Here is a 15831-nt window from a genome sequence, read left to right on the forward strand (position 1 = left end):
CGTGCCGACCGCGATAGCCGTCACCAGTTCCGACCTGGTGCTCCCACCGCACGACCGGCAGACCCCGCCCGCGGTGGTCCAGCCGCAGGAGACCCTCGAAGCCTCCCTCTACGGCATGCACGCGCTCATCGAGCAGCACGGCTATGTCATCGCCCTCCACTCGTCCTCCGACGCGTCGGCCGTCACCCGGCGGCTGCACACCGTCCGTTCCGTGCTGGAGAGCGACCGCATCGCCCTGCTCGGCGTGGATCTGCCGCCGCTCGGCGTCGCCCTGCTCGCCCAGCAGCTGAGGCAGCTGTCCGTGTGCGACTTCAGCCCGGGAGTGCTCGCCTCCTCCGTACGCCTCCTCGCGCACTACATCTACGCCGGCGCGCTCCTCGGCTCCGTCGCCAAGCTCGACCGGGTGCCGGTCACGCTGAAGTCGCATGCCAAGTCCTGGCTGCCGGGCGCCCAGTTCGCCGTCCTGGCCAACCCGCGGCCCCAGCTGGTCCGTCTCCACACCGCCGACGAGGAGCCCCTCGCGGGCCCCGAGTTCGGCACCCGCCTGCTCGTCGCGCAGGGACCGCAGCCGCCCTCCGACTGGGTCACCGCTTCCCTCGCCCCGGCCTGGCAGGTGCAGGGGTCCCTGCCGGTGCCGCTGCCCGAGGGATCCGTGCGCTGGTGGGGGACCGGCAAGCTCGTCGAGTTCGCCGCCGGCCTCTGCGACGTCTCCGTGCTCTACCAACTCGTGTCGTCCGTACGCCGCGAGACCTGCCACTGGTGCGGCCTCGAACTCATCGGCGACCGCTGCGGGTTCTGCTCGGCCCCGTTACGAGAGCCCGAACCGCCGCCCGTGCGCGCGCTGCCCCGAGGGGTCACATGACAGCCGTACGACAACTCCACAGCCCGCAGGGCCGTACGACCCGCCCGTCCCCGCCCCGGTCGAGCAGCAGGCCCGCTCACGTGCCCGGCACGTCCCCACGAGGTGAGATGTAGTGAACTCACGCCAGCGCCGCGGCGTCATCCTGCTGGTCCTCTCGGCCCTGTGCGCCCTGGCCGCCTTCGCCGGGGTGCTCTCGGTGATCCGTGACGTGAACGCGAAGGTCGGGCCCGAGGTGACCGCGTACCGGCTGAAGAGCGACATCGCGCCCTACAAAGAGCTGACGGCGGGCCAGTTCGAGAAGATCTCGATGCCGGAGCGGTGGCTGTCCGGCACGGCCGTCACCGATCTGGGAGAGATCCGCGGGAAGATCGCCGTCACCCAGCTGAGCAAGGGCTCCCTGCTCCAGTCCGACATGATCGTCGACCGCCCCGAACTCGAAGCGGGCCAGCAGGAGATCGCCATCCTGATCGACGCCTCCACCGGAGTGGCCGGAAAGATCAACCCGGGGTCGCGGGTCAACATCTACGCCACGTTCGAGGAGAAGGACAGCGACTCGGGCAAGGACACGTCCAAGCTCATGGTCGCCGACGCCCGGGTCATCGACGTCGGCAAGCTGACCCCCCTCGAACCGGGCCAGTCCAGCAGCGACCGCCGGCGCACGGCGACCGAGGCCGTCCCGATCACCTTCGCGCTCGACACCGCCGACGCCCAGCGCGTCGCCTTCGCCGAGTCGTTCGCCGAGCACGTCCGTCTCGCCCTCGTCGGGGGCGGCGAGGCCACCGTCGTCGTACCGGACGACCGCTCGTACACCCTCGACGAGGACAAGTAGGAGGCCCCGCGATGAGGTCGGTCCGGAACGTCCGCACGAGGGAACTTCGAACGGGGGTACGTCGAATGCCGCTGCGGATGGGTGCGTCGAGGCTGGGCATGCTCAGGGGGGTACGGCGCACGACGGTGTCGAGGCCCACGAGCGGGCCGCGGGTGCCCGGCGAACCCCGCCGTGGCGCGGCGGCCGAGCCCCGCCCGTCCGAGACCCCCGCGCCCTTCGCCACACGAACGGGGATCCGCCGATGACCATCCGCATCCTCCCCGCCGCCGGTGACGTCGAATCGGCCCGTGCCCTCACCACCCTGCTCGGCCAGCTCGCCGACGCGGAACCGGCACCGCCCGTCTCCGACTCCACCGCGCTGCTGGACACCCTGGCGCGGATGGCCGCCGATTCGCTGGACGAGCTGCCGGAGGTGGTGCTGGTCCACGAACGGATCGGCCCGGCACCGGCGTTGGACCTGGTCCGCGACCTCGTCCTGCGCTTCCCGGCGGTCGGCGTCGTGCTCGTCACCTCCGACACCAGCACGGGCGTCCTGACCGCCGCGATGGACTCCGGCGCCCGGGGCATCGTCCCCCTCCCGCTCTCCTACGAGTCCCTCGCCGAGCGCGTCCAGGCGGCCGCCGCCTGGTCGGCCGGCATGCGACGCCACCTCGGCAGCGGAACGCCCGAGCTGTACGCGGGCCCCGGCGGCACCGTCGTCACGGTCAGCGGGGCCAAGGGCGGCGTCGGCGCCACCGTCACCGCCGTGCAGCTCGCGCTCGCGGCCCGCGCGTCCGGCCGTACGGTCGCCCTCCTCGATCTCGACCTCCAGTCGGGGGACGTGGCCTCGTACCTCGACGTGCAGTTCCGCCGCTCGGTCGCCGACCTGGCCGCCATCACGGACCTCAACCCCCGCGTCCTCCAGGAGGCCGTCTACGCCCACGACACCGGTATCTCCCTCCTTCTCGCCCCCGCCGAGGGCGAACGCGGCGAGGAGGTGACGGACCGGGTGGCCCGCCAGGTGGTGGCCACCCTCCGCTCCCGGCACGACGTGGTGATCGTCGACTGCGGCTCCCAGATGAACGCGGCCACGGCGGCGGCCGTCGAGATGGCCGACCAGGCCCTGCTGCTGGTCACCCCGGACGTCGTCGCGGTCCGCGCCGCCAAACGCATGGTCCGTCTCTGGGACCGCCTGCAGATCCGCAAGGCCGAGGAGACGCTGACGGTCGTCAACCGCCTGTCGCGCGCCACGGAGATCCAACCGCCGCTGGTCGAGAAGGTCACCGGCACGAAGGTGGCCCGCGCCGCCGTCCCCGCCGCCTTCAAGGAACTCCAGTCCGTCGTCGACGCGGGCCGCCTCCAGGACCTCGACGCCCGCTCCGTCGTCAAACAGGCGCTGTGGGCGCTGGCCGGTGAACTGGAACTGGTCGCCGCGCCGGACCCCGGCCACGGCGGCCGACGCCGCAAGGCCTCCGCCGACCGAGGCGCCCTCGTCCTGCGCCGCAAGGGCGGCGACCGGGGCTCGGCGACCCTCGAATTCGCCGGCATGCTCCCCCTGATCCTGATCACCATGACGATCCTCTGGCAGGCGGCCCTCTACGGCTACACCTACTCCCTCGCCGGCAACGCTGCCGACGAGGCCGCCCGCGCGGCCACCGCCGCGTACGCGGTCGACGGAGACATCGCCGGCGCGTGCCAGACCGCGGGCGGCGCGCACCTCCCAGGCGCCTGGAGCGACACCGCCATCGACTGCGCGGCGGTCGGCCCCGTCATGCGAGCCGAGGTCCAGGCCAACGTCCCCCTCTTCTTCCCCGGCTTCGACACGGGCTGGACCGTCAACGGCGAGGCGGGCGCGGCCCTGGAGGGAGACACCCCATGACCCGCACCCACCCGACCACAGCGACGGTTGCCGTAGGCCCGTCCACCGCAACGGTTGCCGTAGGCCCGACCACCGCACGCGTCGCCGTACGCCCGACCACCGCAACTGTTGCCGTACGCCCGACCACCGCAACTGTCGCCGTACGCCCGACCACAGCGACGCCCGCGACGCGGCCCGCACGGCGGGTGAGCCGCGCACGGCGAGAAGGGGGCGTGCCGGGGGGTGTCCGCCCGCAGCGGTTGGCGCGTCAACAGGCCGGACTTCACAGCCGACCGATTCCGCGCCGTTCCGAGGACGGACACCCCCCGGCGCGCCCCCGACCCCACCCCCCCCCCCCCCCCCCCCCCCCCCCCCCCCGACCCACCCACCGCACCCGGGCGAACCCCCCACCCACGCAACGGCGCCCCGCCCACCGCACCCGGGCGAACCCCCCACCCACGGGACGGCAGCCCGCCCACCGCTGGAACGACCGGGGCTCCTCCATCCTGGAGTTCGCCGGCTTCCTCCCGATCCTGCTCCTCGTGGGCATGGCCGCGATCCAGCTCGGCCTGATCGGCTACGGCATCAGCCAGGCCGGCTCGGCCGCCCGGGCCGCCGCCCGCGCCGAGTCACTCGTACCCGGGACCGGCGGAGCCGCCGGCGCGGCCGCGGCGAGCACATGGCTGAACCCCTCGGTCGACGCGGTGGACGGCGGCTCCGACACCACCACCGCCACGGTCGTGGTCACCGTCCCCTCGGTCGTCCCCCTCTTCGACCCGGTCACGGTCGAACGCTCGGCCACCATGCCCAACGACCTCGACCCCTGACCCCACCCGCAGGCACCCCCGCCCCCGCACTGCACCCGTACCGCACCGCCCGCACCGGCCCAAGCCACCCACCCCCGAGAGGAGTTGACGACAAGATGAGCCTGCGATCCCGTATCGCCGCCCCCGACGAGGGGGGAGCCGGGCGCGAGGACGGACACCTCGTGGCCGTCTACCGCGCCAAGCTCCTCGAAGAGATCGACCTCGCCGAGATGTCGGCCCTGAGCGCGGCCGACCGCAGGGCCCGCCTGGAACGCGTCCTCGGCCACATCATCAGCCGGGAGGGCCCGGTCCTCTCCTCGGGCGAACGCTCCCAACTCATCCGCAGGGTCGTCGACGAGGCCCTGGGCCTGGGCGTCCTCGAACCCCTCCTCGCCGACGCGTCGGTCACGGAGATCATGGTCAACGGCCCGGACTCGATCTTCGTCGAGCGAGCCGGCCGAGTGGAGCAACTGCCCCTGCGCTTCGCCTCCACCGACCAGCTCATGCAGACGATCGAACGCATCGTCTCGACCGTCAACCGCCGCGTCGACGAGTCCAACCCCATGGTGGACGCCCGCCTCCCCACGGGCGAGCGCGTCAACGTCATCATCCCCCCGCTCGCCCTCACCGGCCCGACCCTCACGATCCGCCGCTTCCCCCGCGCGTACACCCTCCCCGAGCTCATCGACCTGGGCTCCCTCGACGAGCAGATGCTGATGCTCCTCGCGGCCTTCGTCCGCGCCCGCTTCAACGTGATCGTCAGCGGCGGTACCGGCACCGGAAAGACGACCCTCCTCAACGCCCTCTCCGGCCTGATCCCACCGCGCGAACGCATCATCACCATCGAGGACTCCGCCGAACTCCAGCTCCAGCAGGAACACGTGATCCGCCTGGAGTCGCGGCCCCCCAACATCGAGGGCAAGGGCCAGATCACCATCCGTGACCTGGTCCGCAACTCCCTCCGTATGCGCCCCGACCGCATCATCGTCGGTGAGGTCCGGGGCGGCGAGACCCTCGACATGCTCCAGGCCATGTCGACCGGCCACGACGGCTCCCTCGCCACGGTCCACGCCAACTCCGCCGAGGACGCGCTGATGCGCCTGCAGACCCTCGGCTCGATGTCCGAGGTCCTCATCCCCTTCGAGGCCCTCAAGGACCAGATCAACTCGGCGGTGGACGTGGTCGTCCAGCTCACCCGCTTCGCCGACGGCTCCCGCAAGGTCACCGAGATCGCCCTGCTCGTCTCGCACGGCCGCGAACAGTTCCGGATCGCCACCGTCTCCCGCTTCGCCCCCGACCCCCTCGGCGCCGACCGCGTCGTCCACGGCCGCTTCGAGCACCTGCCGATACCCCGCCCCGTCGCGGAGAAGCTGTACGTGGCCAACGAGCCGCTGCCCCCCGCGTACGGCGTGACCGAGGCCATCGACCCACTCAACACCCGCCAGGCCATCGGATAGCCGAGAGCCCCGAGGAGGTAGGACCGACATGGCGACAGCGCAGGCGGTGCAGGCAGCCCAGGCAGCTGAGACTGCACAGGTGACCCAGGTGACCCAGGTGACCCAGGTGTCGCAAGCGCGCCAGTCACTCCAGGAGCCCCTGTCGACGCTGGCCCAGGCACCCCTGGACCTGGACAACACCACTCTGCTGGCCCTCGGCGCCACCGTCCTCTGCGGCACCCTCGCCGTCGCCGGCGCGCACGTGTACGCCTCCGGCCGCGCCCAGCGCCAGGCCCTCGTCGACCGTCTCGCCGGCCACCAGGGCGGCCCCCCGCGCACGGCGGCGGGCCGGGTGCGGCGCTTCACGGCCGTCGACCGCCGCCTGCGCCGCACCCGCCTGGGCCGCGCCATCCACCTCCGTCTGACCACGACCGGACTGGACCTCACCGCAGGGGAGTTCGCCTCCTACGTGGCGATGGTCGTCGTGGCGCTGTGGCTGATCGCCGCCGCCACCCTGGCGCCCTTCTTCGGCCCGATCGCGGGCGCGGTGGGCGTGTGGGCGGCCGCCATCTTCCTCAACTGGCAGCGCCAGAAGCGCATCGAGGCCTTCATCAACCAACTCCCCGACGTGGCGCGCCTCCTGGCCAACGCCACCGCCGCCGGCCTGGCCCTCCGTACGGCCCTGGCGATGGCGGCGGAGGAACTGGAGGCCCCCGCCGGTGAGGAACTGGCTCGGGTCGCCGACCAGCTGGCGCTCGGCCGCTCGGTGGACGACGCCCTCGGCGAGCTGGCCGAACGCCTCCCCTCCCGCGAACTGATCGTCCTCGTCACCACCCTCGTCCTGTCCAACAAGGCGGGCGGCTCGGTGGTCAGCTCGCTGCGCAACCTCACCCAGACGCTGGAGGACCGCAAGGAGACCCGCCGCGAGGTCCGCACGATGCTCTCCGAGGTCAACGCGACGGCCTTCACCGTCCCCCTCCTGGGCCTCGGCTCCCTCCTCCTGATCAACTCCTCGAACGACGGTGCGCTGGCCCGGGTGACCGGCTCGCCCCTCGGCCAGCTCCTGGTCCTGATCTCGATCGGCCTCTACACGGTCGGCTTCTTCGTCATCCGCCGCCTCGGCAAGATCGAAGTATGAGAAGGCCCCGGTGACCGACATGACGACCTCGACGCCCTCCTTCCTCCCGCTCCTCCTGGCCCTGCTGATGGCGATCTCCGTGGCGGGCGTGCTCCTGGGCATCCGCATGATCCGCGCCGACGCGAAGCTCCCCAGCGACCTGGCCCTCGCCCTGGAGGTGGGCGCCACCCGCGTCTCCAAGGCGGGCTCGGCCGTCGACCGCCTGGGCATGCGCTTCGCCCCGCTGGTCCTGCGCCTCATGGGCCCGCGCCGTGTCGAGGCCAAACGCCACCGCATCGACATGGCGGGCAACCCCGGCGGCCTCACCCTCAGCCGTTACGCCGCCCGCCGGGCCGTCTACGGCTTCTTCGGCGCCTTCATGGGTCTCGTCTTCCTCACCAGCGGACGCCCCTTGTTCGCCGCGTTCACCTTCGCCTTCGGTCTCCTCGCCGCCGACGCGGCGATCTGGCAGGCCATCCGTGAGCGCAAGGACGTCATCGACCGCACGCTGCCCGACTTCCTCGACGTCCTCGCGGTCGTGGTCTCGGCGGGCCTGGGCTTCCGTCAGGCGCTGGACCGGGTGGCGGAGAAGTACGAGGGTCCCTGGGCCGACGAACTCCGCATCACCCTGCGCCAGATGGACATGGGCGTCAGCCGCCGCCAGGCCTTCGACGAGCTCCGCAGGCGCAACTCCTCCGAACAGGTGGCCCAGTTCGTCTCGGCCCTCCAACAGGGCGAGGAACTGGGTTCCCCCATCGCCGAGACCCTGATCCAACTGGCCGCCGACATGCGCCGCACCGACGCGCAGAACGCCCGCCGCCGAGCCGCCCGCACCATCCCCAAGGCCACCCTCGTCACCCTCGTCTTCATGCTCCCGGCCACGATGATCCTCATCGCCACGGGCATGTTCCTGGGCTCGGGAACGAACTTCGGCGAAATCCTGGGCCGCTGATGAACCCCCGCCGGTCCCCCCGCCCGACTCCCCCCTGGTCCCGGCTGCGGGCAGTCGTATCACCGAGTCGGTACGAGGGGGCGCAGCGGCACCCCGCCGGCGCGGGCAAGCGCCTCCCACCCCCGCCCAGCCCCACGACCGGTTACCTCCAGGACGACGCCACACCCCCCGCCACCCTCCGCCTCCAGCTCAACGCCCTCCAAGCCCTCGCCCGCCAGACCTTCGCCGTCCGCCTCACCGCCCTCACCATCGGCACCCCGTTCGCCATGGCCAACACCACGGACGGCCCCCCGACCCACGCCGTACTCATCGCCGCCGTCCTCGGCATCACGGTCTCGTACGCCATGCTCCGGGACTGGGACCGCTTCGCTCCCCGCCTCCTCGCCCACCCCACCCTCATGGCCCTGGACCTCCTCTTCGGCGCGGTCCTCCTCCTCACCGCCTCCCCGGCCTCCCCGCTCGCCTACGCCACGGTCTGCACCCCCCTCCTCTCCGGCCTCCTCTACGGCTGGCGCGGCGCCGGCGTCCTCACGGGCCTCCAGCTCGCCGTCCTCCTCACCGTCCACCGCGCCTGGGAACACCGCCCCGGCGCAGGTGCCAACACCCTCCTCATCGCCGGCTTCTGCGTCGCCGCCGGCATCATCGGAGTCACCCTCCGCAACCTGATGTTCCGCTTCGGCACGGCCACCCAGGCGCTCTCCGAAGCCACCTCCCGCCTGGCCGTCGCGGAGGCCGTGGAGTCCGAGCGCGCCCGCCTGGCCCGCGACCTCCACGACTCGGTGGCCAAGACCCTCCACGGCCTCGCCCTCGCCGCCGACGCCCTGGCGACCTCGGCGGACCGGCCCGCCCCCGACCCGGCCCACCTCAGACAACAGGCCGGCCTCGTCGCGTCGGCGGCCCGCCGAGCCGCCGCCGAATCCCGTGAACTCCTCACGGACCTACGCCGCCACACGGACCTGACGACGCCCGCCCCACCCACCGACCTCACGGCCGAACTGCAAGCGAGAGCACAGGACTTCACGTCCCGCACATTGATCCCCACCCACGTCACCCACAGCGGCGCGCCACCCCCGCCCCTCCCGCCCGAGACGACCCGCCACCTCCTCGCGATCACCTCGGAGGCCCTGGAGAACATCCACCGCCACGCCCACGCGACCACGGCGGAGCTCTCCCTGACGACCACGCCGGACACGCTCCACCTCGTGATCAAGGACGACGGCGTGGGACTGCCGGCCGCCCTCACTCTCGAAGCAGCGCAAAGATCCGGCCACTTCGGTCTCCTGGGCATGGCGGAACGAGCGGCCCGCACGGACGCCACCCTCCACGTGCGCACGACCAGCCCCGGCACGGAAGTCACCCTGACCCTCGCCCTGCCCCGCCCCGGACCCCCCGTCACCTCCACCCCCCGACAGGAGGCCGCACATGCCTGACCAGCCGCAGGCACGCCCCGGCCCACCCCTTCGCGTACTCGTCGCGGACGACAACCCGGTGGTCCGCGCCGGCCTCACCGCCCTGCTGGGCGCACACCCCGACATCACGGTGGTGGCCCAGGCCACGAACGGGGACGAGGCGGTACGCGAAGCACACCGGCACCGCCCGGACGTCGCCCTCCTCGACGTCCGCATGCCGGGCACGGACGGCCTGACCGCACTCCCCGAACTGGCCGCCCTCTGCCCCGTGATGATGCTGACGTACAGCACGGAGCCGGAGGTGGTGACCGAGGCCCTGCGTCGCGGCGCCTCCGGCTACCTGGTCCACGGCGACTTCACGGCCCCCGAACTGATGACAGCGGTACGGGATCTGCGGGAGGGGCGCCCGACCATCTCCGCGACTGTCTCAACTTCACTCGGCGTTTCCTACGAACCTTCACACGAAAGTCACGACCGACCTTCGCAGCTGCAACCATTTATGACACAGTCGTCAGAGTCCGGCCCGCCCCCCGCGTCAACCCTGCGCCGCCACGCCCTCGACCGCGCCAACCGCCCGTCCTACGGCCTGAGTTCAAGAGAGGTGGAGGTGATGGACCTCATCGCGTCCGGCATGAACAACCGTCAGATCGCCGCCACCTGCTTCATCAGCGAGAAGACCGTCAAGAACCACATCAACCGCATCTTCGCGAAACTGCACAGCTCGACCCGAAGCGAAGCCATAGCCCACTGGCTGGGCACCACCCTCGGGGGGTGGCCCCGATGACCCCACCCCCCGACAAAAGTTGGGCCCCCGGACCCACCCCGCGTACGTGCCGTCTCACGTACGGTGATCCGGTTGGTGTCGGCATCGCGCGGGAAGGCAACCGCCATGAAGGTGAAACACCGTTTCGAAGCCTGGAGGACCACGGTCTCCGCCCGCATGCGGGGGAAGGGCCGGGACTCGGGCGCGGGGTTCGTGGAGTACGCGGGCATCATGATCATCGTCGCGGGGATCTTTGTGATGATCGACCAGCTCGGTCTCGACGGTCTGATCTCCCAGGCGATCGGCGACGCCGTGGCGGACGTGGTCGGTGGCGGCGGAGGTGGGTGACACCTCCTCGGCTGCGTAGCGATAGCGGCTCGACACTCCCGATCTACATCTGGCTGACGACGATTCTGCTCTTCACGGCGTTGGCCTTCTTCGTGTTCGCGCAGGCGGCTTCCGCCCGCAGCGGCGCCCAGTCCGCAGCGGACGCTGCGGCGTTGGCGGCTGCACAGCAGGCGCGCGACGAACTGCTGCTGGAACTCGAGGACGCGATCGACGCCGGAAACGGAAACTGGCTGGACTGGCTCGACCTGTCCGGGGGACTGCCGGCTGAAGGCGAAGCCACCGCTGCGGCTGCGGAACTTGCCGCCCAGAACAACTCGACCCTCGAAGGCGGCGCCCAGCCCATCGAGGTGGACGGCTTCCCAGGTTTCCAGGTCGACGTCGTAACGGACTACACCGTGGGCGATTCGATCATTCCCGGAACCGAGGACATGACGGCCACGGCCCGGGCGGTGGCCGTCATCCAGCCACGCTGCGATTTCTCCCCGAGCACCAACCCCACGGATCCCGTCTCGCTGGACTGCGACGGTGTGCCCGTGGACATCGACCCTGGAAATTTCAATCCGGGCGCCCTCCCGGACGCTTCCGTGATGTTCTCTGTGTATCTGGCCAAGTGAGAGGAAGCCGTACCGATGAACCTTCGGCACACCATGAAGGGCCGCAGGGCAGTGACCGCGGTGGCGATCGCGACCGGGCTGCTCCTCACGGTGGCCGGCTGCGGAGCTGGAGGCGAGGACGACACCAAGAATCCCTCATCGTCCTCTTCCGCCCCCGAGAAGAGCGACGGCGGTGGAGCCACAGAGGCCGAGTCGGAGCCGTCGGAGTCCAATGAGACGCTGGCTACGGCCAAGGATGGCGACATCTCGGTGAGCATTACCTCCGCCGTCCGAGATTCCGGAGGCTTCATCACGGTGGCGGGCACGGTCAAGAACGACGGCAGCCGGTCTTGGCTCGGTGCCAATTGGGCAAGCGACGAGCGAGAACTCAGGTCCAACGGGGGCTCGTTGTCGGGAGCCAGCCTTGTCGACAACGTGGGCAAGAAGAAGTACCTCATTCTGCGGGACACCTCAGGACGCTGCTTGTGCACGAAGTTCAGCGGCCAGATCATGCCCGGCGGCACAGCAGACTGGTACGCCCAGTTCCCGGCACCCCCCGAAGGCACAACCTCGGTCGACTTCCAGGTCGGCTCCATGCCCCCCGCCACGATCGAACTCTCCGAGGACGAGTGACCATGACCGTCCTCACCCCACGAGTCACCGCGGCCCTCGCCGTCCTGGCCGCCCTCACGCTCGCGACGCCCTCTCCAGCCGCCGCGGACGACCCGAGCGAACCTCCGGGCACCGTCACCACCTCCCCACCCCCGGAGGTGGACGCGAACAGCCCGGGCCTGAAGCTCGCCCAGGGCGCCACCCTCGCCCCCGCCAAGGTCCTGGACATCAAGTCGGTCGTGGAGGACCTCGGCGGCGAGGAACGCCGCGAGGACACCAACGAGAACGTGACGTTCGCGCTCCAGGCGGAGGTCCTCTTCCCGAAGAACAGCGCGAAGCTCAACCCGCAGGCCCGCTCCCGCATCCAGACGATCGCGGAGGAGATCAAGACGCAGAACGCGGGCACGGTCCGCGTCTTCGGCTTCACGGACAACCTCGGCTCCTACGCCCACGGCCTGACCCTGTCCAAGAAACGCGCCGAGGCGGTCCACGACCTCCTCGCCGCGGACCTGGGCGGCAATGTCACCTTCGAGGTGCGCGGCTACAGCGAGGACTACCCGATCGCCGACAACTCCTCCGAAGAGGGCCGCAAGAAGAACCGCCGTGTCGAGGTCTCCTTCCCCCGCACCACGACCGAGCCCGAGACCGCCGCAGACACAGGCACAGGCACCGAAACCGACACCGGCAGCGAGGGAAGCTGACCCCACACGACCCGCCACCACTCACCCACCCACCCAGCCACCCACTCACTCACTCACTCCCGCAGCGAATCCCGCACGTCCCACAGACGCTCCCGGGGCCACCGCTCGATGACCCGGAACGCGCGCGCGTAGGACCGGGTCTCACCCGGCTCGTCGAGATACCGCCGTACGAGGATCTGCTCGGCGCGGAACGGCAGCCGGCGCCCGCTGTCAAGCTCGCTCAGCGCGCAGGCCGCGTCATGGACCACGGACGGGTCCGGGTCGTGCAGAGCGCGGCGCAGGGCGGTGTGCACGGCGGGAACCGGCTCGGCGGGGTCGAAAAGACAGGAAAGGCTCGCCACCGCGTGGCCGCGTACCTCGGCGCACGGGTCGCGAGCCAGGGCGAGCAGGGCCTCCAGGCCCGTACGGGCCTCGCGGCCCCCCGGGGCCGGGGAGACGTCCGGGGAGGCGTCCGGGGAGGCGTACACGGCGTAGGCGACCGCCGCCCGGACTTCGCGGTGCGGATGACCGGCGTGCCGCAGGATCTCCCGGGCGTCGTCGGCGAAGCCGGACTGCGCCACCAGACCCTGGATGACGAGTCCGAGGACGGCCGGATGGTCCTCCACCGCCAGCCGCGCCCGCAGCAGCGCCGCCGCCTGCCGCGTCCGGTGTGCGCCGTCGCGCGGGGAGGCGTTGTAGAGGCAGAAGGACCTCAGCAGGTCGGCCGCGAAGTACCGTTCGGGTGCCCGGGGACTGTTCAGTGCCACCTCCGCCCCCGCCACGGCCGCGTCGTCCGCCCAGCCGTCCAGGGTGGAGATGGCCCTGAACCAGATGTCGCTCTCGGGATCACCGAACCGGATCGCCCGCTCCATCGTCGTCGCGAAGCCGGGCCGTCTGCCGAAGTACTTCTCCAGATCGGTGACGATCATCAGATACCCGGGCTCTTCCGGGTGCCGCTCGGCGCCCTCCTCCGCGAAGTCGAGCGCGCTGCGGCCGTGTTCGTCGCGCAGCGCCACGTACGCCCCGCTCTCCCGCAGCGCGTCCGCCGCGTGGTGGGCGCCGGCCCCCGCCGCCAGCATCAACGCGGTCAGCCCGCCGGGCGACCGTCCGTTGACATCGGCGCCGTCGTCGAGAAGCGCCCTGACCGACCGCTCGTCGTCGTCCCGCGCGGCCCGTCCCAGCGGCTCCAGGCCCGATCCACCAAACCCTCGACTTCCTCGAACGTCCATCCGGAGAACCGTAGGCCGGTACGCCGACACGGGCGACCGGATTCCCCGCCGCGACCCACGTCCGTGCGACCGGGCCCCGCACAAGCGATCCTCTCCCTCACAAGCCGAAACACCCCAGGCGCCCAGCAACCCCAGACCCCCAGCAACCCCAGACCCCCAGCAACCCCAGACACCCAGAAACCCGATACACCCAGAAACCCGAGACCGCCCACACACCCGAAGCAGCCCGACACCCGAGAGGCCCCCATGCGCAAGCTCGTCCTGATGATGTCCGTGTCCCTCGACGGCTACATCGAGGGCCCGAACCAGGAGATCGACTGGCATCTGGTCGATGACGAACTGCACACGCACTTCAACGACGTCCTCCGCGGCATGGGCGTCTTCCTCGAAGGCCGCGTCACGTACGAGCTGATGGACGCCTACTGGCCCACGGCCGACCGGGACCCCGACACCCCCCGCCCCGTGGCCGACTTCGCCGAGATCTGGCGGAACAAGCCGAAGCTGGTCTACTCCCGGACCCTGCGGCACGGTGACCGGCACACGACGATCGTCCGGGACATCGTCGTGGAGGACATCGAGGCGCTCAAGGCACAGGACGGCGGTGACCTGGTCGTGGGCGGCGCCGAACTGGCGGCCCAGTTCATGCGGCACGGCCTGGTCGACGAGTACCGCGTCTATGTCCACCCCGTGCTCCTGGGAGCGGGCAAGCGGCTGTTCCCGGCAGCCGACACGGCGACCCCGACCGGCCTGCGCCTGGTCGAGACCCGCACCTTCGGCAACGGCGTGGTCCTCCTGCGCCACGAACACCGCCCCCAGGAAAGCCCGGCCGCCGACCCGTCCGCCTAGGCCCTGTCGGCTAGCCCGACCACCCGCCTCAGCCCGCTGCCCCTAAGCGGTGTCGTGCAGGTCCCGCCCCTGCTGCTCGTCCGCGTACGCCCGCAGCGACCCGACCACCGTGTTGGTGACGGCCACCAGCGGCACGGCCACCACCGCACCCCCGATCCCCGCGATCATGCCACCGGCGGCGACCGCCAGCACGACGGCGAGGGGATGCACCCGGACGGCCCGGCCGAGGATGAACGGCTGGAGGATGTGCCCTTCGATCTGCTGAACGGCGAGCACAACGGCCAGCGTCATGACGGCCGTGAAGACCCCCTGTGTCACCAGCGCCACGACGACCGCCAGCGCGCCCGAGACGACCGCACCCACCAGCGGGATGAAGGAGAACAGGAAGATGAACACGGCCAGCGGGACCGCCATCGGCACGTCCAGGAAGTAGATCCCCAGGCCGATGAAGATCGCGTCGATCAGCGCCACGACCACCGTGCCGCGCACATACGCCGTCAACGTCCGCCAGGCGCGCGGCCCGGCGTCGGCGACACCCGGCCGGGCCGCCGTGGGCACCAACTTCAGGGTCCACTGCCAGATCCTCTTGCCGTCGTACAGGAGGAACAGCGTGGAGAACATCGTCAGGAGGATGCCGGTGAGAGCCTCGACGATGACGGTCACGCCCTCCAGCCCCGCCGAGGTGATCGTGTCCGTGTTGTCGCTGACCGCCTCACGGAGGTTCTTGGCGATGTCGTTGATCTGGTTCTCGGTGACGTGGAACGGGCTGTCGAGCAGCCAGCGCTGCAACTCGTCGATGCCGTCCTGGATCTGGTCGGAGAGGTCGTCGATGTTCTCCATGACCTGCCAGGTGACGAACCAGCCGATCAGTCCCATGACGATGAACCCGAGGGCGGCGGTCAGCGCGGTGGCGAGGCCGCGCGGTACGCCGTGCCGGGTCAGCCGTGCCACGGCCGGCTGGAGCACGGCGGTGACGAGCAGGGCGGCGGTGAACGACAGCACCAGCAGCCGCACCGAGCTGATGACCCGCATCAACACCCAGACGGTGCCCGCGAGCACGAGCAGCCGCCATCCGGCCTCGGCCGCCACCCGCATCCCCCAGGGCACCGCCGACGCGGGATCCGGGCGGGTGTAGAGGACGGGAGCGGTCGACCGGCTGTGGGAGCCCGCGGACCCGGCAGAACCCGCGGCACCCGTGGGACCGGTGGAACCACCCGCCTGAGCAGTCGAGTCGGAGCCGGCCGTTCCGTCGCCAGTCCCAGTCTCAGTCCCAGTCTCAGTCCCAACCCCGGCTGCGCCCCGGCGCTCTTCGGAGGCGGTCGAGCCGTCCGCGTCCTCCGCCTCCGCCTCCGACTCCGCCTCCATCTCCGCCCGGCGTCGCTCCAACCGCTCGCCCCACCCACTCAGTCCGGCGCCGATCCGTCCGAGCCACCCTGGAACTCGCGACATCATCCGTCCTCTTCCCCCGTCGCTCCTGTGGGTCACCGCTCCTCCCGGAGGCCGCGATTCCTC

The 15831-nt window shown here is 71.3% G+C and carries 16 protein-coding genes; 14 read left to right on the forward strand and 2 right to left on the reverse strand.

Features of this window, described 5'->3' with window-relative positions; translation table 11 throughout:
* Position 1: 1 nt before the first annotated feature.
* From RM704_RS02895 to RM704_RS02955, 13 genes are all read left to right on the forward strand, one after another.
* A complete protein-coding gene (locus RM704_RS02895; RefSeq protein ID WP_311589141.1) occupies positions 2-862 on the forward strand; it encodes a hypothetical protein in 861 nt (286 codons plus the stop codon).
* A 112-nt stretch (positions 863-974) separates the two neighbouring features.
* Positions 975-1691 (forward strand): Flp pilus assembly protein CpaB, encoded by a 717-nt coding sequence (gene cpaB, locus RM704_RS02900; protein ID WP_033531776.1) that lies wholly within the window; start codon positions 975-977, stop codon positions 1689-1691.
* A 241-nt stretch (positions 1692-1932) separates the two neighbouring features.
* Positions 1933-3549 carry a CpaE/TadZ family protein gene (locus RM704_RS02905; protein WP_033531777.1) on the forward strand — a complete coding sequence of 539 codons (1617 nt, stop codon included), beginning with the start codon at positions 1933-1935 and terminating at the stop codon, positions 3547-3549.
* Positions 3550-4034: 485 nt separating this feature from the next.
* Positions 4035-4355, forward strand: a complete 321-nt coding sequence (locus RM704_RS02910) for a TadE/TadG family type IV pilus assembly protein (RefSeq protein WP_078937472.1) — start codon at positions 4035-4037, stop codon at positions 4353-4355.
* 95 nt (positions 4356-4450) lie between these two features.
* A complete protein-coding gene (locus tag RM704_RS02915) occupies positions 4451-5791 on the forward strand; it encodes a TadA family conjugal transfer-associated ATPase (protein ID WP_033531779.1) in 1341 nt (446 codons plus the stop codon).
* Positions 5792-5960: 169 nt separating this feature from the next.
* Positions 5961-6908, forward strand: coding sequence for a type II secretion system F family protein (locus RM704_RS02920; RefSeq protein WP_033531803.1), 948 nt, complete (start codon positions 5961-5963; stop codon positions 6906-6908).
* Between the two features lie 19 nt (positions 6909-6927).
* The gene (locus RM704_RS02925) at positions 6928-7839 is read left to right on the forward strand and encodes a DUF5936 domain-containing protein (RefSeq protein WP_033531804.1); all 912 of its coding nucleotides are present in this window, start codon (positions 6928-6930) and stop codon (positions 7837-7839) included.
* Positions 7839-9269, forward strand: coding sequence for a sensor histidine kinase (locus tag RM704_RS02930; protein WP_078937468.1), 1431 nt, complete (start codon positions 7839-7841; stop codon positions 9267-9269). The genes RM704_RS02925 and RM704_RS02930 overlap by 1 nt, the downstream gene beginning before the upstream one ends.
* A complete protein-coding gene (locus RM704_RS02935; RefSeq protein WP_033531780.1) occupies positions 9262-10032 on the forward strand; it encodes a response regulator transcription factor in 771 nt (256 codons plus the stop codon). The genes RM704_RS02930 and RM704_RS02935 overlap by 8 nt, the downstream gene beginning before the upstream one ends.
* A 105-nt stretch (positions 10033-10137) precedes the next feature.
* Entirely contained in the window at positions 10138-10359 is a 222-nt protein-coding gene (locus RM704_RS02940) for a hypothetical protein (protein WP_033531781.1), read from the forward strand.
* Positions 10356-10973 (forward strand): pilus assembly protein TadG-related protein, encoded by a 618-nt coding sequence (locus tag RM704_RS02945; RefSeq protein WP_311589152.1) that lies wholly within the window; start codon positions 10356-10358, stop codon positions 10971-10973. The genes RM704_RS02940 and RM704_RS02945 overlap by 4 nt, the downstream gene beginning before the upstream one ends.
* A 15-nt stretch (positions 10974-10988) precedes the next feature.
* Positions 10989-11585 (forward strand): hypothetical protein, encoded by a 597-nt coding sequence (locus RM704_RS02950; protein WP_033531782.1) that lies wholly within the window; start codon positions 10989-10991, stop codon positions 11583-11585.
* A gap of 2 nt (positions 11586-11587) precedes the next feature.
* Positions 11588-12265: an OmpA family protein gene (locus RM704_RS02955; protein ID WP_033531783.1), complete on the forward strand. Its 678-nt coding sequence runs from the start codon at positions 11588-11590 to the stop codon at positions 12263-12265.
* A gap of 53 nt (positions 12266-12318) precedes the next feature.
* On the opposite strand, the gene RM704_RS02960 is transcribed toward RM704_RS02955, so the two are convergent.
* A complete protein-coding gene (locus RM704_RS02960) occupies positions 12319-13473 on the reverse strand; it encodes a HEAT repeat domain-containing protein (RefSeq protein WP_107072437.1) in 1155 nt (384 codons plus the stop codon).
* A 246-nt stretch (positions 13474-13719) separates the two neighbouring features.
* Here RM704_RS02960 and RM704_RS02965 point away from each other — a divergent pair, with 246 nt between their 5' ends.
* On the forward strand, positions 13720-14319 hold the full coding sequence (locus RM704_RS02965) for a dihydrofolate reductase family protein (RefSeq protein WP_033531785.1): 600 nt from the start codon (positions 13720-13722) through the stop codon (positions 14317-14319).
* A gap of 42 nt (positions 14320-14361) precedes the next feature.
* On the opposite strand, the gene RM704_RS02970 is transcribed toward RM704_RS02965, so the two are convergent.
* Positions 14362-15768 (reverse strand): AI-2E family transporter, encoded by a 1407-nt coding sequence (locus RM704_RS02970; protein ID WP_192829838.1) that lies wholly within the window; start codon positions 15766-15768, stop codon positions 14362-14364.
* Positions 15769-15831: the final 63 nt, after the last annotated feature.

It is taken from the genome of Streptomyces gottesmaniae (assembly GCF_031845845.1).
Lineage (GTDB): Bacteria > Actinomycetota > Actinomycetes > Streptomycetales > Streptomycetaceae > Streptomyces > Streptomyces akebiae.

Coding starts and splice junctions, on each gene's coding strand:
- RM704_RS02930 (WP_078937468.1), top strand. CDS start 7,839: ATGAACCCCCGCCGGTCCCCCCGCCCGACTCCCCCCTGGTCCCGGCTG.
- RM704_RS02970 (WP_192829838.1), bottom strand. CDS start 15,768: ATGTCGCGAGTTCCAGGGTGGCTCGGACGGATCGGCGCCGGACTGAGT.
- RM704_RS02940 (WP_033531781.1), top strand. CDS start 10,138: ATGAAGGTGAAACACCGTTTCGAAGCCTGGAGGACCACGGTCTCCGCC.
- RM704_RS02935 (WP_033531780.1), top strand. CDS start 9,262: ATGCCTGACCAGCCGCAGGCACGCCCCGGCCCACCCCTTCGCGTACTC.
- RM704_RS02955 (WP_033531783.1), top strand. CDS start 11,588: ATGACCGTCCTCACCCCACGAGTCACCGCGGCCCTCGCCGTCCTGGCC.
- RM704_RS02950 (WP_033531782.1), top strand. CDS start 10,989: ATGAACCTTCGGCACACCATGAAGGGCCGCAGGGCAGTGACCGCGGTG.
- RM704_RS02905 (WP_033531777.1), top strand. CDS start 1,933: ATGACCATCCGCATCCTCCCCGCCGCCGGTGACGTCGAATCGGCCCGT.
- RM704_RS02965 (WP_033531785.1), top strand. CDS start 13,720: ATGCGCAAGCTCGTCCTGATGATGTCCGTGTCCCTCGACGGCTACATC.
- RM704_RS02915 (WP_033531779.1), top strand. CDS start 4,451: ATGAGCCTGCGATCCCGTATCGCCGCCCCCGACGAGGGGGGAGCCGGG.
- RM704_RS02960 (WP_107072437.1), bottom strand. CDS start 13,473: ATGGACGTTCGAGGAAGTCGAGGGTTTGGTGGATCGGGCCTGGAGCCG.
- RM704_RS02925 (WP_033531804.1), top strand. CDS start 6,928: ATGACGACCTCGACGCCCTCCTTCCTCCCGCTCCTCCTGGCCCTGCTG.